Consider the following 25,108-nt stretch of genomic DNA (forward strand, 5'->3'; position numbering starts at 1 on the left):
GGCGCTTTATTGTGTATTTTGTAATGTTAGAGGTAAAATATTAATCAAACTCTAACAATCTATGGTTTTATATTAAAAACACACATGCCTAAAGGAGGTAAAACAACCTCAGCAGAATATTCTTTACCATTCCATGGCTGTTTCTTTATTGTTATGGATTTTTTGTTGGAAACGCCACTGCCGCCAAATTCTTCAGCATCACTATTGAACACTTCAGAAAGTTTTCCTTTTACAGGAAGACCTATATGGTATTTTTCGTGAACTTTAGGGGTAAGATTACAAACGACCACGACATTGTTTTCTTCTTTATAGCCTTTTCTAATATAAGAAATGACCGAATTTTGATGATCGTCATAACTTATCCACTCAAAGCCTTCACCACTAAAGGCTTTTTCAAATAATGCCGGCGTCGTTTTATAAAAAGAGTTTAAGGATTTAAAATAATTTTGAAGCGTTTTATGGGATTTGTATTCTAATAAATTCCAGTCTAAACTACCTTCAAAATCCCACTCGCTAGATTGTCCAAACTCACCACCCATAAACAGTAATTTGGTGCCAGGATGTGTAAACATATATCCATAAAGCAAGCGTAAATTGGCAAATCTTTGCCATTCATCTCCAGGCATTCTTCCTAAGATTGATTTCTTGCCATAAACCACTTCATCATGTGATAATGGCAACATAAAGTTTTCAGTAAATGCGTAGGCTAAACTGAATGTGATTTCATTCTGATGGTATTTTCTGTAAATGGAATCCTTTGCAAAATATTCTAAAGTATCATGCATCCAGCCCATCATCCATTTCATTCCAAAACCAAGCCCTCCAATAAACGTTGGTTTTGAAACCATAGGAAACGCTGTTGATTCCTCGGCAATGGTTTGTACGTCTGGAAAAGATTTATAAACCTCTTCATTTAATTCTTTTAGAAAATCTATGACTTCAAGGTTTTCTCTTCCTCCGTAAATATTAGGCTCCCATTCTCCATCTTTTCTGGAGTAGTCTAAAAACAACATAGAGGCTACCGCATCAACACGCAGACCGTCCGCATGATATTGTTCTAGCCAAAACACAGCGTTACTAATTAAAAATGATTTTACTTCATTACGGCCATAGTTAAAAATCAAGCTTTTCCAGTCCTGATGATAGCCTTTTCTTCTATCTGGATGTTCATATAGGGATGAGCCATCAAAAAAGCCAAGACCGTGCGCATCTTCTGGGAAATGAGAAGGTACCCAATCTAAAATAATCCCTATATCGCTTTGATGTAGTTTATCTACTAAATATTTAAATTCTTCTGGATATCCAAACCTTGAAGTTGGTGCAAAGTAACCCGTAATTTGGTAACCCCAAGATGGGTCATATGGAAATTCCATAATGGGCATCAATTCAACATGTGTAAAATTCATATCTTTGACATAGCTTACTAAGTCATCTGCCAATTCATAATAGGATAAAAAACGATCCTCTTCCAGATGTTTTTTCCACGACCCTAAATGAACCTCATAAACAGAGTATGGTGCATCAAGCGCATTGTGTTTTTTTCGTTTTTTCATCCAGGTTTTATCCTTCCATTTATAGGAGTCATCCCAAACAATGGAAGCTGTTTTTGGTGGATGTTCACAGCGTCTTGCATAAGGATCTGCTTTCTCTGTTTTTATGTCATTATGATGACTATGAATTTTATATTTATAGGTATTCCCTTTACCTACAAAGGGAATAAAACCTTCCCAGATACCGCTTCCATCCCATCTAACGTTTAATTGATGCTCCCCTTCAATCCAAAAGTTAAAATCACCAATAACAGAGACTTTTTTAGCGCTGGGTGCCCAAACCGCAAAATAGGTTCCTTCAATACCATCAACAGTCGCCAGATGAGACCCGAATTTTTCATAAAGTCTATAATGTTTTCCTGCTTTGAATAAATTAATGTCGAAGTCTGTAAACAGACTGTAAGCTTTTACTTGTGCCATGTATTAATGATTAATGATATTAGAAATTCCTTTCAAAGGAATGACAGCCCATTGTGGGCGCGAATTAAGTTCATAACCTAATTCATAAACTGCTTTTTCTAGCAGGCAGTATTTTAATATAAATAGACGTTCTTGATTGTAGCCTAAATTTAAATTGGCATTTTGTGTTTCAGTAACATAGGTTCCTAAAAATAAACCTGTAATGTAGCGATAAAGTATTTCGCCCGCTTTAAACAAATCCTCTTGAGGGGCTTTATAATGGTTTATATTGTTAAAAATAGTAGCATAAATAGCATAATGAAATGATCTAAACAGCCCGGCAACATCTTTTAAAGGAGGCTGTTTAACTTTTCTGTCTCTGATAGTGCTTTCAGGCTCGCCTTCAAAGTCTAAAATATAAAAATCATCATCTTTTACTAAAACCTGCCCTAAATGATAATCGCCATGAACACGAATACGCTCTCCTTTAAGTTTAGTCCAGTCAAAAGTAACAAAGCGCTTTCTAATGATGTTTTTCTTGTTGAGAAACTCATGTGCTAATTCCAGGGCTAAACCGTCTAATTTATGTAAATTATTTTCAATAGTATTTAATCTGTTTTGGAATTGGTAAAGCATTCTATTCTTTAACCAAACCGTATAATCATCATTAAAATGGGTTGGGGTAAAAGCCGTTTCTTCAAATTCAGACCCCAGTGCAATATGCATTTCTGCGGTGCGCTTTGCTAAGGTTTTAATTTTTGAAAACAAGTTTAAGCCGGCCCAGTCAATAATTTGTGGTGGTATATCACGAATATTAAGACGCTGAAACAAGGCAGTATTGGGTAAGGAATCAATTTTAATGTTTTTGTATTCTAAATTAGAAAACACTTTATGTAGCTCTTTAAGCATGTAGTCCCAGGCGTCTCCGTCATTTGGCACCAGTTCTTGTAATAGACCTATAGTGATATTATCATTATCCGAATCTACTACATTAATACAACCTAAATAAGCAGGAGTGTTTTTGAAACCCTTTTTTTCAGATAGAAACTGGCTCATTTCAAAATCAGGATTTTTATCGGCGTAAAGGCGTCTGAAAAACTTTAAAACATACTTGTCATTGTAAATTATAGAAGTATTGCTTTGTTCTAAGCCCATAAACCTTGAAGACTCATAGGAGACATTTGTAAAAAACCGGCTTTTTTGGTATTGTACTTTGGTGGTGTCTTTTGGAAGCGCCGTAAGAATACGTTCAAAAACTAATTTTCTAAACGATTCTAAATTGGTGGCGTCAATTATATAACCTTGGTTTCCTTTGATGCTAATGGGAAGAATGCGGTCCTTTGGCGCAAAATCTTCATCTGTTACAAAAGCAATTGGCAAAAAATAATGCTGATAAAAGGCTTCAACAAAATCAATTTCAAGAATTAAACCATAATACACCTCACCGAATTGCTGAATTCGAAAATATTCGGCTAGTTCTATGTATTTAATAACGCTTGCTTTTCCACCATACCAGCGTTGTTTTAAAATATAATCACCTAAAACGTCTGACAGAAAAACTTTAACAAAAGCTTTATTATCCAATAAATCTTCCCAATTATCATCGAAATTTAATGATTTTGGCGCAGGAGTTTTTATGTCATTTTTTTTAGACATGATTACTTAGTGATCTTAAAAATATGAAAAGGCAGCGTTGGATGTAATTCAACATAATTCCATTCATTATACCAATTATAAACGCTTTCGGTTACTAAATCATGCATTTGATAAGCGCGCTCTTGATTTATTTTTAAATCATTCAAAGGAACTTTCACGGAACCTTGTTGTGAATAATAAGGATCCAGGCTTATTATAATTAAAAGCTCATTAGTTTTAGCATCATTCCACTTATAAAAAGCCATTAAGTTATTATTTTCTATATAACAGAATTTAATGTTATTTGTTTGCTGAAGCGCTTCGTTTTGATGTCTTAATTGATTGACTTTGGTAATAATAGTGGTGAGCTTATTTTCTTTATACCAATCATAATAACATAACTGAAATTTTTCAGAATTCAAATATTCTTCTTTCCCGGGTATGGCAGCATCAATCATTTGTTCAAAGACAGGACCATAGATTCCTATATTGGAACTTAATGTGGCGGCTAAAACATAGCGTTGAATGTATTTTGATTCATTGGCTCCTTGTAAGTGGTATGGGTTAATATCCGGCGTATTAGGCCAGAAATTTGGACGCATATACTCACGTTGCTCCGTTTTTGTTAATTCTTCAATATATTCTATGAGTTCTTGTTTGTTGTTTCTCCAGGTAAAATAAGTGTAAGATTGGGTGTATCCCTGTTTTCCCAACTGCTGCATTACTTTTGGTCTTGTAAAGGCTTCTGCTAAAAACAAAACATCAGGGTGTTTCGCTTTTACTTCATTTATTATCCAATTCCAGAAATAATAGGGTTTCGTATGTGGATTATCTACTCTAAACACATTGATACCGCAATCAATCCAATAAAATAAGGTGTCTAAACATTCTTGCCACAGGTTTTTATAGTCCTTGGTTTCCCAGTAAATAGGCAAAATATCCTGATACTTTTTTGGTGGATTTTCAGCATATTGAACGGTGCCATCTGGGCGCCACTTAAACCAATCCGGATGTTCCTTTACCCAAGGATGGTCTGGAGCTGCCTGAAGGGCATAATCCATCGCGATTTCAATATTAAGTTCTTTAGCCTTTTTAATTAAAGCTTTAAAATCTTCAATAGAACCTAATTGCTGGTTAATGTCTTTATGACCACCGTATTGAGAACCTATGCCCCATGTAGAACCTACGTCTCCTTCATAGGCTGTTGTGGTGTTGTTTTTGCCCTTCCTGTTAACTTCTCCTATTGGGTGAATTGGCGGAAAGTATAAAGTGTCAAAACCCATTTTAGCAACTTTAGGCAACAACCTTTCACAGTCTTTAAAAGTGCCATGCACACCAGGCTGTTGAGATGCTGAGCGCGGGAAAAATTCGTACCAGGTACTAAACCTTGCTTTTAATCTATCAACATAAACTGGGTATTCTTTGGAGTTGTTTGCTAATTTTTTTTCTGGATATTTTGTAAAAATATCATGAAGTTTTTTACTGGTGGCTTCTTTAATGGCCTCTTGATAGTGTTGTTCATTTTCAAACACCTCTTTTAATCTATCAAGATATTTTTTTTCAGCATCATTACTTTTTTTGCTTGTAGTTTTTAGGAATTCCATACCTTCAAGCAATTCAGATTTAACGTGTTGATTGTCTTCTATCTTTCTTTGAATACCATGTTGCCAGTTAAGCGCATAATCAACCCAAGCTTCAACCTTATAAGCATAATAACCTTGTTTTTCAACAGTAAATGCGGCTTTCCATTCGTCATTACCAATAAGGTTCATCCGGGTTTCACTCCATTTTTTTTCTGATTCATGTTTGTATAGTACAGAAGCAGCTATAATATCGTGTCCGTCACCAAGAACGTTCGCATCAACGGCTACTACTTCACCAACAACCCGTTTTATATAAAAGTCGCCGTTATTTATTTTTGGGTAAACATAATCAATGACAACCCTTTTTTGATTTTGCATTATTTGTTTAGATTTGAGTCAATAAATTATTCAATGGTGTATCCTACAGGAATGATCGCTCCTTTTTTAATAACCACAATGCCTTCTTTTATAACATACATATCGGTCTCTTTATCTTCCAAATGGCTTCCTCCATTTATTCGAACATCGTCACCAATTCGACAGTTTTTATCGACAATGGCATTATTAATGAAGCAGCGCTCACCAATGCCCATAAGGATTTTAATTTTATAATTTTCAATTTCCTCAAGTGTTTCGTAAGAATCACTACCCATCATGTAGGTGTTTACAATGGTACTCTCTTTACCAATTCTTGAACGAATACCAATAACAGATCGCTCAATTTTCGCCGCGCTAATAATACAGCCTTCAGCAATAACAGCTTTATTTAATAAGGTGCCTTCTATTTTTGACGTGGGTAACATTCTGGCTCTTGTATAAATACGCTTTGATTTATTATATAAATCAAATTGTGGAATGTCATTGGTTAAGCCAATATTTGCCTCAAAGAATGAATCTATATTTCCTATATCTGTCCAATAACCTTCATATTGATAACTTAATGTTTTATGCGTTTCAATATTTTGAGGAATAATTTCTTTTCCAAAATCATTAGTATTTGGATCATTCATTAATTCAACAAGCAACTCTCTGTTAAATATGTAAATACCCATTGAGGCTAAGTAATTTCTACCTTGAGATTTCATTTCATCACTTACTTCTGACGACCATTCAGGTAATAAATCGGCATTTGGTTTTTCTATAAAAGAAGTGACCACATTTTGATCATCAGCTTTTAAAATACCAAAGGAAGTCGCGTCTTTGGCGTTTACAGGAATGGTGGCAATTGATATTTCGGCATTATTTTTCATATGAGCCTCAATCATCAATTCATAGTCCATTTGATATAATTGATCACCAGACAGGATTAAAACATAATCAAAATCATGTCTTAAAAAATGATGCATACTTTGTCTTACCGCATCTGCAGTACCTTGAAACCAGGTTTTATTATGTGGTGTTTGTTCAGCAGCCAGTACATCAACAAAGGCAGAACTAAAAAAGCTAAAATGATAGGTGTCTTTTATGTGTCTGTTTAAGGAAGCTGAATTAAATTGAGTTAACACAAACATGCGTTTAATATCAGAATTAATACAATTGGATATAGGAATATCAACAAGCCTATATTTCCCTGCTATTGGAACAGCGGGTTTTGATCTTTCATGTGTAAGAGGATGCAGTCTTGATCCTTGACCACCGCCTAAAATGATGGCTAATACCTTGTCGTTAATCATGTATGTTAATTTAAGAAATTATAAATGTATGTCCTTTTTAATGTGTTTTTTAATCAGAGAACGCATTGCGTTAATTTACAATTAAAATTTTAATTATAGATAACAGTATTAGGTTAATGATTCATATAGGTTTTCTACTTGTTTGGCAATAGCAGTCCAATCAAAATAATCTTCCACACGTTTTCTGCCGTTCAAAGCCATGGTTTCTCTCAACGCCTTATTGCTTGTTAATTTGTTAATACCGTCTGCAAGATCTCTTGAAAATTTATCTGGATTTACGGGCTCAAAAGGCGCTGTACTTTGCTGTTCTAAAGGCACTAATATGCCCGTTTCACCTTCAACAACAACTTCCTTAATGCCACCAACCGCACTGGCTACTACGGCTGTTTTGCAAGCCATGGCTTCAATATTTATAATACCAAAAGGCTCATAGATTGACGGACAGCAAAACACATCGGCATGAGAATACAGCTGAATAACTTCTTTTTTGTCAAGCATTTTATCAATCCAAATTACATTTTTTCTGGTCTTTTTAACTTCAGCCACACTCTCCTCCATTTCTTTTGCAATGTCTGCAGTATCTGGAGCTCCGGCACATAAAACAATCTGTGTTTCTGGATCGATATATTTTATGGCATTTACCAGATGAATGATTCCTTTTTGCCTGGTAATTCTGCCCACAAAAAGGACATAAGGCTTTGTTTGGTCAATGCCATAGGCTTTTAAAGTGGAGGTTTCGTTTGTAACAACGTACTCCTGCAGGTTAATTCCGTTATATATAACTTTTATTTTGCTTTCATCAACATTGAAATATTTTAATACATCGTCTTTGGTTTCTTTTGATACCGCAATAACAGCATCCGCCATTTCAATAGCTGTTTTTTCTACCCATGAAGAGGCATCATAACCACGACCTAACTGCTCTCTTTTCCATGGTCTTAGCGGCTCTAAAGAGTGGGTTGTTATTACTAGAGGAATGCCATAACATAGTTTAGCCACTATACCGGCAAACTGGGCATACCAGGTATGACAATGAACAATATCTGCATGACTGTCTTTTGCGTTCATTTGAATACAAGTGCTCAGGGTTTGAAAAACCGCTTTAAGCTTTGAGTTACTGTCATTAAACACTTCGTTTTCATAAGGAAACCCTTTCACAGTCAAATTTCCGTTTTGTAAATCCTGGTCACCAAAACACCTCACATCTACTTCCATGAGTTTACTTAATTCATCGGCTAAATATTCAACATGTACACCCGCGCCACCATAAACATAAGGTGGAAATTCTCTCGTAAAAAAAAGTACCTTCATAATAATCTGATAATGTTATTTTGTGCATTCCATTTAGCCAAAGGACTTTAAATACAACCTGTTTTATAAACCATTGTTTTTAATCCCTTTGTGCTTAAAATGATAAGCCTATAAACTTAAAAATATTATTCCAAATCAAAGGCATGAACGCTACACTATTATTGATAATTTTCTAGAATTCGAGTTTTTTTAAGAATATTTCATCTAAATCGATTTTTTTAATAATTCTGTTTTGAAATTTTGCTTTGAATTGTATAAGAATTTAATAAAAAAAGCGCTTCAAATAAGTTTGAAGCGCTTGGAGAATTTTTTTATAAAAACCTAATGGAATTATTTGTTAAGGCTTAGCCAGGCCTTAATCATTAAGCTTTAATACGGCCATAAATGCTTCCTGAGGAATTTCTACATTACCTACCTGGCGCATCCTTTTTTTACCCTTTTTCTGTTTTTCTAAAAGTTTTCGTTTTCTGGAAATATCACCACCATAACACTTTGCTGTTACATCTTTTCTCAAAGCCTTAATAGTCTCTCTTGAAATAATTTTGGCGCCTATAGCTGCTTGAATAGGGATGTCAAATTGCTGACGAGGGATTAATTCCCTCAACTTTTCACACATTTTTTTACCAATGTTTTGGGCGTTATCTGCGTGAATTAATGCCGATAAGGCATCAACAGGCTGTGCGTTTAAAAGAATGTCAACACGCACCAATTTTGATTGTTTCATGCCTATTGGATGGTAATCAAAAGAAGCATAGCCTTTAGACACTGTTTTTAAACGGTCATAAAAATCAAATACAATTTCCGCCAAAGGCATGTCAAAATTAAGTTCAACACGTTCTGGAGTTAAATAGGTTTGATTGGTTATAACTCCGCGTTTATCAATACATAATGACATGACGTTCCCAACAAAATCTGATTTTGTTATGATGGATGCTTTTATATAAGGCTCTTCAACGCGGTCTAAACCAGAAGGATCTGGAAGATCACTTGGGTTGTTGACCACAATGATTTGGTCAGGATGTTTTCTGGTAAAGGCGTGATAAGATACGTTAGGGACAGTAGTGATAACGGTCATATCAAACTCACGCTCTAAGCGTTCCTGTATGATTTCCATGTGAAGCATTCCTAAAAAGCCACAACGGAATCCAAACCCTAAAGCGGCTGAACTTTCAGGAAGAAACACTAATGACGCATCATTAAGTTGTAATTTTTCCATAGAATTTCGAAGCTCTTCATAATCATCCGTATCAACAGGATAAATACCCGCAAATACCATAGGCTTCACGTCCTCAAAACCAGAGATTGCATTTTTAGTAGGGTTTTTTGCATCGGTTATGGTGTCACCAACCTTTACCTCTTTTGCTTCTTTGATACCAGTAATTAAATACCCAACATCACCCGCTTTGATTTCAGCTCTGGGAAATTGTTTTAACCTTAAGGTGCCAACTTCGTCGGCATTATAGGTCTTACCGGTTGCTATAAACTTTACCAGCTGGTTCTTTTTGATAGATCCGTTGATAACTCTAAAATAGGTTTCAACACCCCTAAAAGGATTATAAACAGAATCAAAAATCAAGGCTTGCAAAGGCTCATCGACATTTCCTTTTGGCGCCGGAATTCTTTCAATAACAGCAGCAAGAATATTGTCTATACCATAACCTGTTTTACCACTGGCATGTATAATATCTGAAGGATCACAACCCAATAAATCTACGATGTCATCAGTAACTTCTTCGGGGTTCGCACTGGGCAAATCTACTTTGTTTAGAACAGGAATAATTTCTAAATCATGTTCTAAAGCCAAATATAAATTAGAGATGGTTTGAGCCTGTATACTTTGAGCCGCATCCACAATAAGCAAGGCGCCTTCACAGGCAGCAATAGACCGAGAGACTTCATATGAAAAATCAACATGTCCAGGAGTATCAATTAAATTTAAAACATATTCCTCTCCTTTATAAGTATAATCCATTTGAATAGCATGCGACTTTATGGTAATACCGCGTTCGCGCTCTAAGTCCATAGTGTCTAAAAGCTGATCTTGCTTTTCTCTATCTGTTACAGATCCGGTGGAGTCCAACAAACGATCGGCAAGCGTGCTCTTTCCGTGATCTATATGTGCAATAATGCAAAAATTCCTTATATTCTTCATAAAAACAATCTAACCCTAGATTTAATTTGCAAATATAGATGATTTTATCTGGAATAATTTATTGAATTTATTCTAGCTTTCACGAATATTTTTAAAGAAAAATGAGCGGGTTTTAGAAATCGAAATCTTTAGTACATATGGATATCACTCATTTAAACGGAAATGCTAAAATTCAAAGTGGAAATTCGATCTATAATTTACTTGCTCATTTCAGTAGCTGTAGTTATTCCGGGGGCCGTTGTATACCGCTACTTCCCTGACATATTATATAGGATTTCGATTACAGCAATTGACCAACAAAATATCCTAAAATCCTTGATGGCCGTCTATCTTGGTTTTCATTCTTATGGCATTTTGGTATTTTTAAACCGGCGTATCAATATGTGGCCCTAATCAGTAATGTTGTTTTTTATGCTTGGCCTGGGGTTTGGTAGTGTGTAAGTCTGATTCTTGACGGTTCACTATCACTACTTTTTACTGTGAGCGCTTTTGGAGAACTCATTTTAGGATTTTACGGACTTTAGGTGCTTTACAACGAAAAAAAGTAAAGCGAGATAAAAAATGCTTTACTTTTAATGGGCTATTAACTTTTTTATAATCAACCTCATGAGAACAGGATTACGCTTTATTACTTTTTTCTTAGGCCTACAATTTGGTTTTGCTCAGGTTACCAGTGTTGTTGAAAAATATGCTTTGGATAACACCATAGTTTCGCAATCCTCCGGTGTGATCTATTACAATAACAAGATCATCACCCACAATGACGGTGGCGGCGCTAATGCATTATATGAAATGGATCCAACCTCATCCGTAGTTACCAGAACGGTGACGATTTCCAATGCCAGTAATGTGGATTGGGAAGATATTACTCAGGATGATAACTATATTTATATAGGCGACATTGGGAATAACTACGGTAACCGAAAGGATTTAAAAATTTACAAGATTAGTAAAGCCGATTATGATGCTTCCAACTCTGTAAGCGCTGAAACCATTAATTTTAGCTATGCCAATCAAACGAATTTTATATGGAATTTGGATACTACGCCCTGGGATGCCCAATCACTAATATCTATAGACGCCAACAATTTATTGATTATTAGCAAGAACTGGGACACATACGTGGCTCAGGCCTACCTTGTGCCTAAAACACCGGGAACATTTGACTTAAGCGCTTTAAGTAGCACACTTTATGATACTAGCTACCCTAACGATTTAATTAACGGAGGCACATATAATCCAGTAACCAATAAAGTCGTTTTAATAGGTTATACCTGGAATACGAGCACATTTGATGTGTTACAACCTTTTATTTATGAATGTAGTGGCTTTACTGGTAACGATGTGTTTTCCGGAAATAATAACCGGTATGACATCTCCAGTAGTTTCCCCCGAGAACAAACCGAAGCGATTGATTTTAGGGATGAAAACACCTATTACGTCACTTCAGAATATTATAGCGAAACCTACATGGGCTTTACAGCCTCTAATGATGGAAAACTTATTGAAATCACCACTTCCGATTCCGCCTTAGCGTTGAACGATGTAGATGCCGAGGCTATCAGCTTATATCCAAATCCAACGGCGGAAATGGTGCATATCAACATGCCTGAAACCGCTCAGGTAGAGGTGTATAATATGCAGGCGCAGCGCCTGATACACACCAACAGGGACAATGTCGATTTAACGGCGTTCCGCCCAGGTATGTATCTGTTTAAAATTACAACCGCCGATAAACGGACCCTTATCAAAAAGGTTTTAAAATATTAGTCCACCATTACCGCACATATTTTAATTTAAAAAACCTTAATTTTGCCACAAATTACAAACGCTTGGTTAAAATAGATAACATAGAACTACCTGACTTCCCGTTGCTTTTAGCACCTATGGAAGACGTTAGTGATCCTCCTTTTCGTGCGCTATGTAAAGAGCAAGGAGCTGATGTTGTGTATACTGAATTTGTTTCAAGCGAAGGTTTGATACGTAATGCCGCTAAGAGCGTTATGAAATTAGATATCTATGAAAAAGAGCGTCCTGTTGGGATTCAGATTTTTGGAGCAAATCTGGAGAGCATGCTTCAAACCATTGATATTGTTGAAAAATCAAAACCAGACATCATTGATATTAATTTTGGTTGTCCGGTTAAAAAAGTGGTGAGTAAAGGCGCAGGTGCAGGCATTTTAAAAGACGTGTGTTTAATGGAACAATTGACTGCAGAAATGGTAAAGCGCACCAATATTCCTATTACTGTAAAAACACGTTTGGGTTGGGATCATGATTCTATTAGAATTGTTGAGGTTGCCGAAAGACTACAAGATGTTGGTTGTAAAGCAATTTCTATTCATGGCAGAACCAGGGCTCAAATGTATAAAGGAAGCGCAGACTGGAAACCTATTGCTGAGGTTAAAAATAATCCTAGAATGCATATTCCTGTTTTTGGAAACGGTGATGTTGATACGCCGGAAAGAGCTATGGAAATGAGAGATGTTTATGGTCTTGATGGGGCCATGATAGGAAGAGCCAGTATTGGCAATCCTTGGTTTTTTAAACAAGTAAAACACTTTTTTAAAACAGGTGAACATTTAGCACCCATTTCTTTAGAAGAAAGAGTAGAAGCTGCGCGCAGACATTTACAAATGGCTATTGACTGGAAAGGAGAAACTTTAGGGGTTTTTGAAACCAGAAGGCATTACACTAATTATTTCAGAGGCATCCCGCATTTTAAAGACTATCGCACCAAAATGGTAACCAGTGATCAGTCCGCAGATGTATTTGCGGCATTTGATGAGGTTTTAGAACACTTTTCAGATTATCAATTTACAGAATAAAAGAAAAACCTATTAAACAATTAGTGGGCTTCCACTAAAGCTTTAGTAATTCTTACAGAAGCAATTTTTGAGGCTAAAACTCCTAACACTGAAATGGTTAGAAATACAACCACGAAGTTATCAAACTTAATAGTAACGGGGTAAGGCAGGGTAGAAGTTATCATCACTAATGCAAATGATTTTTGCAACAGAATAATTATAAAACCCAACAATATTCCAATCAGTCCACCCACAAGAGTCATTAAACTTCCTTGAAAAAAGAAAATGCGTTTGATGTCTTTAAGTGTCGCCCCAAGGTTAAAAAGGGTGTTTAATGTTTTCTTTTTGTCAAGAATCATCATAATAATCGACCCAATCACATTAAATAAGGCAATAATTAAGACAAGGGTAAAAATTAAATATACCGCAAGGTTTTCAGTGTTGAGCATTTTATAAAGGGCATCATTAAGCTGAGACCGGTTTTTTATTATGACATGATTACCTAATATAGTTTGTATTTTTTCTTTGGCGGTATTTTCATCAGCACCACTTGCAAGTCTGAATTCTATACCCGTGATCTGATTTTCATCATAATTCAGTAAATGCTGCGCTAAATCCAGAGAACCATAAACATAAGTATCATTGATTTTCTCATTGATATCAAACACACCAACGTTAATAGCTCTTGTAGAATTAAAGGCATTATTGGTTGAAGTTATTTGTCCTTTTCCGGGTTTTGGAACATAAATATTTAATACTTTGGAATAATCTAAAACCCCAAGGGAAAGGGTGTTGGAAACGCCCCAGCCAACAACCACCTGATTGGCTTGTTGCTCAAACCATCCGCCTTGAACAATAACAGAATCTATACTGGTAACACTTTGAAATGATTCATCAACACCTTTAAGGGTGACAATGTCATTTTTATCATCAGAAGCAATAATAACCCGCTCTTCAATTATTTTTGAGTAAAGCGCCACTTCTTTTAATTCTTTTAATTTGTTGGTTTGATCATTCGTTAAAACAAAGGACTTTCCAATTGAGGTTTCCGCTTTTAAGTCGGGGTCAACAATACTTGAAAACTGCAGTGTAAAGTCTTTTAAGCCGGCGAATCCAGACAGAACAATAAATAGTGAGGCGGCACCTAAAACAACTCCTATGCCTGCAATAATGGTAATAAAGTTTATGGCATTGTTGCTGCTTTTAGAGCGCAGATATCGTTTTGCTATGTAAAAGGAAATATTCAAAATCTATATTATTATGAAAAAACAGAAAGCAAAAGAATGATCCATCAGACCCATAGTAAAAATAAAGGCTGACAGACGAAGCATCAATTAAGACTTTTTGCGTTTGTCTAAAATACTAGGGTCTTTAATAGGATTGTCTTTGCCTTTTAATGATTGGTCAATTTGATCCATATATTCCAAAGAGTCATCAATAAAGAACTCCAGTTTTGGCATTCGGCGTAACTGATGTTTGGTACGCTGAGCAATTTCATGCTTGATTAGAGGTGCGTTTGATTTAATGCCCTCAATCAATTCTTTGCCTTTACCACTAGGAAAAATGCTTAAATACACTTTTGCAAAAGATAAATCAACCGTTACTTTTACTTTTGAAACCGAGATAAGGATCCCCTGCATACCGCCTTGTGTGGCAGCATTTTGTAAAACATCCACTAAATCACGTTGTAATACCGACGCTATTTTTTTTTGTCTTTGACTTTCTTCCATGGTGCAAAAATAGAGGATATTTAAAGATTATCTTACTTTTGATTTGCAAAATTTGTATCTTCCTTTAAACCGAATTAAAATGAATAAAATTGAACACATAGGAATTGCCGTTAAAAACATAGAGTCATCAAACCTTTTGTTTGCTAAACTTTTTGGTAAAGCACATTATAAAACGGAAGCTGTTATAAGTGAAGGAGTTAAAACCTCCTTTTTTAAGGTTGGACCTAATAAGATTGAATTACTGGAAGCAACAAATCCAGAAAGCCCTATTGCTAAATTTATTGAGAAAAAAGGCGAGGGTATTCACCATATTGCTTTTGATGTAGAGGATATTGAAAAAGAAGTAAAAAGATTGGTGAATGAAGGGTTTGTAGTTCTTAATGAAATACCCAAAAAAGGAGCTGATAATAAACTAGTTGTCTTTTTGCATCCAAAAACCACCAATGGAGTGCTCATTGAGCTTTGTCAAGAAATCATTTAAACAAATAAATTTCTTGTAGAGTTATAAAATAAGTATTAAATTCGCAGCCAATTTCGGTCCTATAGCTCAGTTGGTTAGAGCACCTGACTCATAATCAGGTGGTCCCTGGTTCGAGCCCAGGTGGGACCACTAAAAACCCTGAATAACGTTTGTTCTTTGGGGTTTTTTTATTTTCAAAATATAAAGCTTTCAAAAAAGCTAAATTATATTTGTTCAAATAAACTTTTTTTTGTGAGTATTCTTAAATCCATACGAGAACAAGAAGGTTATACCCAGACTGATTTAGCCACCAAAACCGGCCTGTCTTTACGTACTATTCAGCGTTTAGAAAACACAAATAAAGTCCCTAAAGGTTATACCTTAAACGCTCTGGCAGAAGAATTCAATATGGAGCCATCGGCCTTACAGGCTAAATATCTAAATATAAAACGTTCTCGGGATTCTGAAATTACAACAATCAAGATGATAAATTTATCGGTCTTATCCTTTCTTGGAATTCCATTCGGAAATCTAATTTTCCCTATTATTATCTGGAGGAATAACCGCGATTCACAACTCGTAGACGAGGTAGGCCGACGGGTTGTTAATTTTCAAATTTTGTTCACATTGTTCCTATGTCTATTACTCATCTTAATACCATTTACCGTTGCAAAACTATTACCTGGTATTCCAATAATGTTGATTGCATTGCTTTTTGCCTACCTTTTTAATATCGTGGTGATCATCCGTACTGCCATAAAGATTCAACATCAGGATTTGGATTTTTTAAACTTCCCTTTTCGTCTTATTTAGACCTAAAACTGAAATTGTCGTAAAAATGGCGGCATGAAAACCCGCTATATTACTGAGATTCCTTATTTCTTTGCCTCATGAAATTATATTAAATATTTATTCAAAAATTTTAAATTATCATGAAAAAAATTATCGGTTACAGTTTATTAAGCCTTTTAGCTCTTGTATTAATTCTTGGGATTTATGGCATTAGAAAATTCAATAACAAGTATTTTAAAGAAAGTCCGGCGTATTTAGAACTCAGTCATGAATCTCAACCCATGGATTTTAATTGGACTCATCAGAAAGTGGATGAAGGACACATCGAATATCAGTCAGGTTTTTTAATACCTGTCCAGATTGGCAGCCTTCAACACAATCTGAATATGCAATTTGATACAGGTGCACCTGACTCTTTCTTCTATGAAAAAGATCTTATTTCTTTGAGAAATTTGGGCTATGATATTGAGGAAGTTCAGAAGGATGGATTTCGATTTGTGAAATCCATTAAATTAAATTTGGGGGGTAAGCCCGTTACCTTATCAATGGTAAAGATATACCCGAACTATGGGAATAGCTTTTCGGCTGAATTTAACCCAAAAACCAACATTGTAATTGGCACTATTGGTAGTGATATTCTTGTAGATCGGATCACGTCAATTGATTTTAAGAATAAAACCATACAGTTTTTTGAAGAGCGTCCTGAATGGATGCAGGATCTCAATGGATTCCAAACTTTTGATTTTCCAGGACGTCGTGTCATGCTACCCGCTATAGTTGATGGAAAGGAGTATGAGTTTTTGTACGATTCTGGATGTTCAGCCTTTGGTTTAATCACGACCAAAAACCGTTTTGAAAAATATACAGATATAGCTACTCCAGTAAAAAGGTTTGGGGCTAAAAGTTGGGAGGATAAATTCTACATTAACAGTAAAGCCAGCGATTATCCGCTTACCATTGGAGGTGCTCAACTACGTATGAATCGCGTTTCATGTGTAGACATGTATGCCTTCCTTCAGCCTTTAGTAACCCCATTTACCCGAATTGGTGGTTGGATGGGCAATCAAGCTATTAATGAAAGTCTCCTCATTCTTGACACAAAAACCAAGGAATTTTTGATCACAATTTAGATGATTGATATGATTGTAACCGATCCAGATGCCTGAACCCTTCATAGCTTGCTATGAATATCAGGTGTCTGGTTATTGGTTAGCTTCCCTTTTTTCTTATTTTGAAAACATTTTAACTATCCACAAAATTAAATAAAGCCCAATACCAACTCCAAAGAATAATACTGATAATACAAAAGCAATACGGATATGAGAAGTATTCCACCCTAATTTACCGCTTAGCCATTCTGAAACTCCTAAAATCATAATCTTATTTTAATTAGAAATCAAATATAAACAATTAAGGTTGTCCTATGATGCAGAACATAACACTATAACAGAAGTAAGAAGTTTTAAATATGGTCATAGTCTTGATAAGTATGCTCCTCAAATTGATTGTTAATCTTTTCTGATTCAGTTAAATTTGTTTATCCCCCTACTAAAATTTATAATGACATTAATCATTTCCTATTCTTTGAGTAATATCTAATATTATAAGAACTAAAAGCTAATGTATTATGAAAAGTTTAAAATTAGCCGCTATTGTCTTATTATTTGGCATTGCAGCATTTTCACAAAATTTTAATGCAGGGATTAGTGCCGGATTACCCACAGGAGAAACAAGAGAACATTTCTCATATAATCTTACAGCAGAAGTAAACTGCCTATGGAAACTATCTAAAATTTTTGATGCCGGAATTATAACTGGGTATTCCCATTATTTTGAAAATGAAACAGGTGACCAAGCTTATGGTTATATTTCTTTCTTGCCTATAGCAGCTGCTACCCGGTTTAATTTGTCTAAAAGATTTATTATAGGACTTGATGTTGGTGGCACAATTGGAATTGGTGGAATTGGTATAAATGAAGGGCTTTATTTCGTGCCAAAATTACAATATAGTATTAAAGATTCTATAGATTTAGTAATTGCTCAGCGTTCTTTGGTGTATGATGTAGTTTTTGGAGGGTCTAGAGATGTAGTTTCAATTGGTTTAGAGTTTAGATTATAATAGCTCTTCTTACCTGTTAAGCATAGGATTCCACCTTCAATAAACACCCCTAGGTGTATAAAACAACACCTTATAACCCCACTTATTAGCATTATTTAAATACCAAAGCTATGTTTACATAACGCCATTATGTAAAATAGCCGCTCTCCAACGTTCTTAATAGCACTTTACAATTTCTACCAAAATTGTAAAGTGCTATTTTTCTTCCTGTATGAGTAATGTATTTAAAAACTTATTGTCATAAATCTTTTAAATACTTTTCACCTACATTATGTTGCCTCATTCTTTTCGAGGTATTAGAATCTAATAAAACTTAATTAATTTTATTTACTCAAAGAAAGGGCTAATTTCAAAAAAGGTTTTCTATTTATGTGATTAAATTTAAAGATAATTTCGGCTGAATTTTAATAATTTAATTGGATTATGTGGAGAAAAAACACCCTTTTAGCTAAAAAATATTGTTAGAGGATTACTTTCCCGAATTTTTAGTTTTAATTTATCAATCACTAAAAACTTTTTACATTATGAAAAAAGCATTAATATTTTTTACCTTTTCATTATTATTCCTTTTCGGTTGTAGCAATGAAGAAATTGTAACAAGTGAGGAATTGCAATCTAATGACACAAAAAAAGAATTCCTTAGTAATAAAGAATTCCTTAGTAAGATTAACTCAAACGATAAAGGTATTATACATCAAGTTATAGCTGGTGGAAATGACATTTGTGAAGCATTGGGTGGAGAACCTGGATGTGATAAAAACTATTCATTAGTTGCAATTATGCATGCTGATGGAACTGTAGAAGGACAGCTAATTGATATGTGGCCAGATGAATATGGAGGAATACATGTAGAAATAACTTGTATGATTGTTGAAGGAAATATGGCAAAAGTAGGAGGCATTGTTAAAAAAGGAAGATGGGGTGAAATTGACATAACTGGTAGGTCCTTGGTAGTATTCTTAAAAGACAATGGGACTTCCAATATAGATACATCTGACCAAATAGCCTTTTTACCGATTAACAGACTTTATAATTTATGTGATTTCATAGAAGAAATGCCATTTGATCCTCGTAATTATTACGATTTAACAAAAGGTCAGATTAGTATTAGATAATGATATTATTGTTTCATAACAACACATTATGCTAAAATAGCTGCTCTCCAACGCTCTAAATAGCTCTTTACATTTTTCTGATAAAAATGTAAAGAGCTATTCTTTTCTCCCTGCATGAGTAGCTTAATATTTTTAAAAAAATACGCTACACATTCACGTGTTTATCAAACCTTAAGAAGGTCATGTAATCTTTCTAAAGGAGTTTTATCTCCAAATATTCAAACGAATTTCTAATTTTAAATCATTATTTTTGATTTTATAAACAAAACTTAATTTATTAACTAGGTTGAGGTTTGCACATTGTTTGCACAAACAATCTTTAGGATTAAAAATGCTAATAAACATCGTAGCTCAGCTGGATAGAGTATCTGCCTTCTAGGCAGACGTCCAATACTTTTAATAACAAAAAAAATTGTTTTTTGATTTTTAAATGTTAGTTAAAATTTCCGGCATAGTCTTGATACGTATGCTCCAAGACTTTATTAACCAATCTTTTTCAATTAATAAAATGAGTATATTAGACTACTTATAACAAGTTGTATTTCAACATGACCAACCGCTAACCAATGATAAAATTCTTTAGAAAAATTAGACAAAAATTACTCTCTGAAAATAAATTCAGTAAGTATCTGCTTTATGCTGTTGGCGAGATCTTGCTCGTCATTATTGGAATTCTCATCGCGCTTTCCATCAATAATTGGAATGAACATAGAAAACTGAAAATTGAAGAACAGAGCTCACTTAAAGACCTTCGAGGTGAAGTGGCTTCCAATATAGAAGCGCTTGAACATGCCCTTAAGTTTCATCAGATATCGTATGAAACGGCTTTAAAATTCGGTAATCTGTTTGATAACAGAGCCGCTTTTGAAGTGATGCCAGACAGTGTATTTAGAGATGAATTTTTCAAAATGGTGAACGCCAATACTTTTGACCCGAGACTCGGGATATTGAATTCATTGATTTCCTCAGGAAAGATCAATAATATCTCCAATAAAGAGCTGATGTACTCATTGTCTTCTTTAGAAGATCAAATAAAAGATGCATTGGAAGATCAGGAAAAAATCGATAACACATTTGACGATTATATCAGAAGTATATATATCAATACCAGTTCTATCGTTGATGGTAAAAATCAAGGATCGAATCATAAGGCTCGTTATGATAACTCTGAGTTTAGAATTATGGTTAAGCGTTTATTTTTGACTTATAGAGGAAACGGACTGATTGAAGAGCGCGAATTATTGGAAACTTTGAATCACATTCTGACACTAATTGATCAAGAAGTTGAAAAATAACGAAAGCACAACAATGAACTAAGCTAAAATCCAAGTGTTTTCTTACAAAACTACATTACTAAAAACATTCGCATTAACTGTTATGCCATAGATAAGTTCTTTGTTGAGGTTGTTTATGATGCTGAACATAACACCATAACAGAAGTAAGAAGTTTTAAATATGGGCATAGTCTGGATAAGTATGCTTCAAGACTTGATTAATCAATTTATATTTACTAAATATTTAGATTTTTATAAGTATTGTAGACTAAATGTGGGCTAATATTAAAAATAAAAAATATAACTAATTGATCTACAGGCATTAAAATTTTATTAAGCGGAGAAAGAGGATCTTGAAGATAAGAGAATATAATTTTATTGGTAATCAATTATTTTTTTTGAAATGTAAAGGGGCATTTATGCCCCTTTTGATTACTATTTGATAATCATTAATTATATCCAAAATACCATGTTATCATTTATTTTGAGTAAAAGATATGCGGTTATTAGAAGATATAATGTGGTTTTTTAATCCATATACAACTTTGTTGAGATGGTTTTGTAACTTTTCTAATGTTTCTTTCTTTTTAAGATTTATTTTTCCGTTGTTTCTAAAAAGATCTTCATAGTTAATAGAAACATTTTCCCATCCTCCTGAGTATAATGTTTCTGGAAAATGAACTTTAAAGTCATTAATTTCTATACAAATCTTATTGTCAAGACATCGAAATGCTAGTTCATACTTTACATCATAATCATTTTTTAAAAGATGCATCTGATCCATGTATAAATCATCGACCGTAGAGACAAGAGTTATGACATTGTTGCATTCTTGTTCTCTAATAATATTATCGTCTAAATAAAAGTTAACACTTATCCAATCTTTAACTAATTCATAGTTATCTTCAGCCGATAAATTAGAAATGTCTATAAAAACTTCTTTAGGAGGAAAAACAGGTGATTCAGCGCTAACTTCAAATTGATTTTGTGAAAATGTATAAGTACACATAAAAAGGGTGAAAATTAATAAGTTGTGTTTCATGATAATAGTTTTTAAAATGTAAGACATATTTTGAAAATCAAATAAGCATTAAATCAGTAGCACGTATATTGTTAAAAGTCCCGCACTTAATTGAAATGAACACGAGTATTTGAGAGAAGAAAATTATTAAATCTTGGCAATATTTAAGGTGTTATAAAACATATCAGAATATGTTATAAAATTTTATCTTCACAACATTTAATTATTTAAAACCAAAATTTTTTGTAACTTAATGAGTTATTAATCAATACTTCTATTGAAAGTATATTGCGTTAGAAGACCCATTTGTTAACATTATTTGTTTTGGGATAGTGTTTTTAGAAATTAAAATTCAATAATTGTGGATTCGACCTTCAATAAACCAAACATCAAATCTAAATGCACGTCTTGTGATCTAAAAAACTTATTTGTTTTCCGTCATTTAAATGTTGAGGAATTAAGTTGCTTATCCGACCAAATGGATCAATTAAATTATGAACCGGGTGAGTTAATTTTCAAACAAGGTGCTTCCCCAATTGGGTTTATGTGTTTAAAAAAAGGTAAGGTCAAAATCACCCAATTAGATCATAATGGCAAAGAGCAGATTATTGATTTAAAATCACCACCAGACACTCTTGGTATACGTGCCTTGTCCACCAGTTCTAAATATCAATCTTCGGCTGTCGCATTGGACCATGTAAGCATTTGTCTAATTCCCAATAAAGATTTTTATAACATATTGGATTACTGTCCAAGTGTATATAAGGAGTTATTCAGTTATATTGGAGAGCGTTTGGTTAGAGCTGATCAAAGGCTGGTGTCACTTACCCAAAAAACTCTCAGGGCGAGATTGGCTGATACCTTATTGCTATTACAAGGAAACATAGGAGAAGATTTTGATGGGTACATTGATATACCCTTAAAGCGATCAGAAATGGCACAACTGTCAAATATGACCACTTCGAATGTCATTCGCGCATTATCAGAATTTAAGCGTGATAAACTAATTGATTGTAAGGACAGAAAGATTAAAATAATTGGCAAGAAGACACTATCTAATATTAGTAATTTTGACAAGTTTTAAAATCACAGTCAAAAATATTTTGTGATAATCTTCAATATTTATATAATAATTTGTTGAGGTTGTTTATGATGAAGAACATAGCGCCATAAGAGAAGTATGAAGTTTTAAATAGTTTCAATAGGGTATTCACAAATATTTTTTATGAGATTATTTACAATGTTCCGTGTTGATGTGAGAAATGCATGAATTGACAAATTTGTAAAAAGCCTTTTTTATTCTTGAAAGAATATCGCTATTTCTAAAAATGAACCCAAAGTACTACATAAATTGTACAAATAGGTTTTTTGCTTTTCCTCTTTATTTCTTGTAAACTTTTTGGAAATATTTAACAAAAAAAGTTAAATGTTTAATAAATAATAAAAAAGATTAAACAAAATAATTAAATTTGTTTCGTTAAACTCTTAAACTAATATAAAATGAATTTACGTTTGAATTTCTCGAAATCCCAAGTTTCTTTTTTAAAATTACCTACACTTCTTTTATTTGTACTATCGTTGTTTACAATTTCTTGTAACACTGAAGATACCGATATTATTGAAACAACAGGTTTACAGCCTACAATTGTAGAAGTTTTAGAAGCTTTTGGCTCAGAATCTACTGTTACAGATGCCGAATTTGGTAAGTCTAAAGTTAAAAAACCAACATTTAAAACATTAAATGTTGCCTTGGCTCAAACTGGTTTAGCTGGTACAGTGTCGTCAAAACGGTTAACAGTTTTCGCACCAACTGATGCTGCATTTGCAAAATATGGGTTAAATCAAAAAAATATTGTCTCAGAATTAGGCGTAGAGACCTTAACTTCTATATTATTATATCATGTTGTTAGTGGCACGATTTTTAGTGGAGACTTACCCGTTAATGGATTTGTTCCTACTTTAAATGGGGCATTCGTTGAAGTAAACGTTAATTCTGGCGTTACCATAAATAATGCCACTGTAATTATTGCTGATAGGGAAGCCAGAAATGGTGTGATACATGCTATTGATGATGTTTTATTTCCACCTACAAATAATTTAGTTGCTCTAGCAAGTAGTTTTGATCCAGAATTTTCTGTTCTGCTAGCAGCAGCAACCAATGCTGGCTTGGCTGATACCTTAGCAAAAAATGGGCCCTACACTGTTTTCGCACCAACAAACCAAGCCTTTATGGATTTCTTTAAAGTTGCATCTGTTGAGGCGGCTATTGATGTTGTAAATGGACTTACTGCGGAAGATTTAGCACCAATCTTATTATACCATGTGGTTGATGGTGTTGTGTTTAGTACAAATCTATCAAATGGATTTGTTCCTACGCTGAATGGTGCCGCGGTCAATGTTACTTTAGACTCTGGTGTAATGATAAATGACGCAAATGTTATTGGTGCCAATGTGCAGGCAACAAATGGTGTTGTGCATGTTATAGATAAAGTTTTACTTCCACCTTCAAGCAATTTAGTTGATTTAGCAAGTAGTTTTGATCCAGAATTTTCTGTCCTATTAGCAGCAGCAACTAAGGCTGGTTTAGCTGATACCTTAACAAATGATGGACCTTTTACCGTTTTCGCACCAACAAACCAAGCCTTTATGGATTTCTTTAAAGTTGCATCTGTTGAGGCGGCTATTGATGCTGTGAATGGACTTACTGCGGAAGATTTAGCACCAATCTTATTATACCATGTGGTAGCAGGTCGCGTATATTCAAGTGATTTGTCAAGCGGTCCAGTAACAACTCTCTATGGGAGTTTTGATTTGAATCTAGACACATTAACTATTGATGATAATGCGATGTTAGTACCAGGTCTGTTAAATGTTCAAGCAACAAATGGCGTGATTCATGTGATTGACAGCGTATTGATTCCATAATTTATTTGATTAAATAAAATAAAGTTTAAGCAGGATTGTTACGCTATAACAATCCTGCTTTTTTTATTTTTATTTTATAAAAGTTGACTCTTCGTTAAAATGAGGTCTAACCGTTAGGTGATGAGTAGTTGCGCAGTTAAGTACATAAATTTGTAAGTACACATTAAATGAAAATTCGCAGAGCTTTTTATAAGCAGGCAAATATGAGCCTGTAGTGATAGCTATTGATGCAAATAAATTCTTTATTTATAATAACTATGATCATTATTCGCATTAACTGTTATGCATTGGACAAGTTCTTTTTTGATTTGGTACTCTTTTCTCTCTTATTTCAACGCATTAAACGTGTCTTAAATAGGCTCTAAAGTGTCTAATACGCACCAAATGCACTGGCCATTTGACCCATTGCCATTAGGTAAATCACACCACAGATAATTGAAACAACCAAAACAATTATCACAATGGATATTATAATTTTTCTTTTCATGTTGTAATAATACAGCTAAAAATTAAGTATTTGGGCTCTTCAATGGGAGTCGAATCATCTTTCCTTTATATAGAA

The 25,108-nt window shown here is 34.1% G+C and carries 20 protein-coding genes and 1 tRNA gene; 11 read left to right on the top strand and 10 right to left on the bottom strand.

What is annotated here, in order from left to right; all coding sequences use genetic code 11:
* Positions 1-59: 59 nt before the first annotated feature.
* The 6 genes from glgB to lepA form a co-directional block, all read right to left on the bottom strand.
* Positions 60-1,970: a 1,4-alpha-glucan branching protein GlgB gene (gene glgB / locus V8G56_RS00980; protein WP_395436575.1), complete on the bottom strand. Its 1,911-nt coding sequence runs from the start codon at positions 1,968-1,970 to the stop codon at positions 60-62.
* Between the two features lie 3 nt (positions 1,971-1,973).
* Positions 1,974-3,605: a trehalose synthase gene (locus tag V8G56_RS00985; RefSeq protein ID WP_395436576.1), complete on the bottom strand. Its 1,632-nt coding sequence runs from the start codon at positions 3,603-3,605 to the stop codon at positions 1,974-1,976.
* A 2-nt stretch (positions 3,606-3,607) separates the two neighbouring features.
* On the bottom strand, positions 3,608-5,545 hold the full coding sequence (locus tag V8G56_RS00990; protein ID WP_395436577.1) for an alpha-1,4-glucan--maltose-1-phosphate maltosyltransferase: 1,938 nt from the start codon (positions 5,543-5,545) through the stop codon (positions 3,608-3,610).
* Positions 5,546-5,571: 26 nt separating this feature from the next.
* The gene (locus tag V8G56_RS00995; protein ID WP_395436578.1) at positions 5,572-6,840 is read right to left on the bottom strand and encodes a glucose-1-phosphate adenylyltransferase; all 1,269 of its coding nucleotides are present in this window, start codon (positions 6,838-6,840) and stop codon (positions 5,572-5,574) included.
* A 108-nt stretch (positions 6,841-6,948) separates the two neighbouring features.
* On the bottom strand, positions 6,949-8,151 hold the full coding sequence (glgA, locus tag V8G56_RS01000; RefSeq protein ID WP_395436579.1) for a glycogen synthase: 1,203 nt from the start codon (positions 8,149-8,151) through the stop codon (positions 6,949-6,951).
* Between the two features lie 355 nt (positions 8,152-8,506).
* Positions 8,507-10,303: a translation elongation factor 4 gene (lepA, locus tag V8G56_RS01005; RefSeq protein ID WP_395436580.1), complete on the bottom strand. Its 1,797-nt coding sequence runs from the start codon at positions 10,301-10,303 to the stop codon at positions 8,507-8,509.
* Positions 10,304-10,909: 606 nt separating this feature from the next.
* Between lepA and V8G56_RS01010 the strand changes: the two genes are divergently transcribed.
* Positions 10,910-12,073, top strand: a complete 1,164-nt coding sequence (locus tag V8G56_RS01010; RefSeq protein WP_395436581.1) for a T9SS type A sorting domain-containing protein — start codon at positions 10,910-10,912, stop codon at positions 12,071-12,073.
* A 62-nt stretch (positions 12,074-12,135) separates the two neighbouring features.
* Positions 12,136-13,131, top strand: a complete 996-nt coding sequence (dusB, locus tag V8G56_RS01015; RefSeq protein WP_395436582.1) for a tRNA dihydrouridine synthase DusB — start codon at positions 12,136-12,138, stop codon at positions 13,129-13,131.
* Between the two features lie 20 nt (positions 13,132-13,151).
* On the opposite strand, the gene V8G56_RS01020 is transcribed toward dusB, so the two are convergent.
* Complete coding sequence (locus V8G56_RS01020) at positions 13,152-14,357, bottom strand: ABC transporter permease (protein ID WP_395436583.1); 1,206 nt, start codon at positions 14,355-14,357, stop codon at positions 13,152-13,154.
* Between the two features lie 87 nt (positions 14,358-14,444).
* Positions 14,445-14,840 carry a 30S ribosome-binding factor RbfA gene (gene rbfA, locus V8G56_RS01025; protein WP_395436585.1) on the bottom strand — a complete coding sequence of 132 codons (396 nt, stop codon included), beginning with the start codon at positions 14,838-14,840 and terminating at the stop codon, positions 14,445-14,447.
* A gap of 79 nt (positions 14,841-14,919) precedes the next feature.
* On the opposite strand from rbfA, the gene mce reads away from it, so the two are divergent.
* From mce to V8G56_RS01045, 4 genes are all read left to right on the top strand, one after another.
* Positions 14,920-15,321: a methylmalonyl-CoA epimerase gene (gene mce / locus V8G56_RS01030; protein WP_395436586.1), complete on the top strand. Its 402-nt coding sequence runs from the start codon at positions 14,920-14,922 to the stop codon at positions 15,319-15,321.
* Between the two features lie 55 nt (positions 15,322-15,376).
* A tRNA-Ile gene (locus V8G56_RS01035) sits at positions 15,377-15,450 on the top strand.
* A 27-nt stretch (positions 15,451-15,477) separates the two neighbouring features.
* Positions 15,478-16,113 (top strand): DUF4870 domain-containing protein, encoded by a 636-nt coding sequence (locus tag V8G56_RS01040; RefSeq protein WP_395436587.1) that lies wholly within the window; start codon positions 15,478-15,480, stop codon positions 16,111-16,113.
* Positions 16,114-16,232: 119 nt separating this feature from the next.
* The gene (locus tag V8G56_RS01045) at positions 16,233-17,222 is read left to right on the top strand and encodes a hypothetical protein (protein WP_395436588.1); all 990 of its coding nucleotides are present in this window, start codon (positions 16,233-16,235) and stop codon (positions 17,220-17,222) included.
* Positions 17,223-17,318: 96 nt separating this feature from the next.
* On the opposite strand, the gene V8G56_RS01050 is transcribed toward V8G56_RS01045, so the two are convergent.
* The gene (locus V8G56_RS01050; protein ID WP_395436589.1) at positions 17,319-17,468 is read right to left on the bottom strand and encodes a PspC domain-containing protein; all 150 of its coding nucleotides are present in this window, start codon (positions 17,466-17,468) and stop codon (positions 17,319-17,321) included.
* A 251-nt stretch (positions 17,469-17,719) separates the two neighbouring features.
* Here V8G56_RS01050 and V8G56_RS01055 point away from each other — a divergent pair, with 251 nt between their 5' ends.
* The 3 genes from V8G56_RS01055 to V8G56_RS01065 all read left to right on the top strand — a co-directional run bounded on the left by V8G56_RS01055 (position 17,720) and on the right by V8G56_RS01065 (position 20,621).
* Positions 17,720-18,211 carry a hypothetical protein gene (locus V8G56_RS01055; protein WP_395436590.1) on the top strand — a complete coding sequence of 164 codons (492 nt, stop codon included), beginning with the start codon at positions 17,720-17,722 and terminating at the stop codon, positions 18,209-18,211.
* A 608-nt stretch (positions 18,212-18,819) separates the two neighbouring features.
* Entirely contained in the window at positions 18,820-19,326 is a 507-nt protein-coding gene (locus tag V8G56_RS01060; RefSeq protein WP_331629468.1) for a hypothetical protein, read from the top strand.
* A gap of 566 nt (positions 19,327-19,892) precedes the next feature.
* Positions 19,893-20,621, top strand: a complete 729-nt coding sequence (locus tag V8G56_RS01065; protein WP_395436591.1) for a DUF6090 family protein — start codon at positions 19,893-19,895, stop codon at positions 20,619-20,621.
* 454 nt (positions 20,622-21,075) lie between these two features.
* On the opposite strand, the gene V8G56_RS01070 is transcribed toward V8G56_RS01065, so the two are convergent.
* Entirely contained in the window at positions 21,076-21,642 is a 567-nt protein-coding gene (locus tag V8G56_RS01070) for a DUF4468 domain-containing protein (protein ID WP_395436592.1), read from the bottom strand.
* A gap of 340 nt (positions 21,643-21,982) precedes the next feature.
* Here V8G56_RS01070 and V8G56_RS01075 point away from each other — a divergent pair, with 340 nt between their 5' ends.
* Both V8G56_RS01075 and V8G56_RS01080 read left to right on the top strand, forming a co-directional pair.
* A complete protein-coding gene (locus tag V8G56_RS01075; protein ID WP_395436593.1) occupies positions 21,983-22,705 on the top strand; it encodes a Crp/Fnr family transcriptional regulator in 723 nt (240 codons plus the stop codon).
* Between the two features lie 416 nt (positions 22,706-23,121).
* Positions 23,122-24,546, top strand: coding sequence for a fasciclin domain-containing protein (locus V8G56_RS01080; protein WP_395436594.1), 1,425 nt, complete (start codon positions 23,122-23,124; stop codon positions 24,544-24,546).
* The last annotated feature ends 562 nt before the right edge of the window (positions 24,547-25,108 follow it).

It is taken from the genome of Gaetbulibacter aquiaggeris, assembly GCF_044003965.1.
In the GTDB taxonomy this organism is placed as follows: domain Bacteria; phylum Bacteroidota; class Bacteroidia; order Flavobacteriales; family Flavobacteriaceae; genus Yeosuana; species Yeosuana aquiaggeris.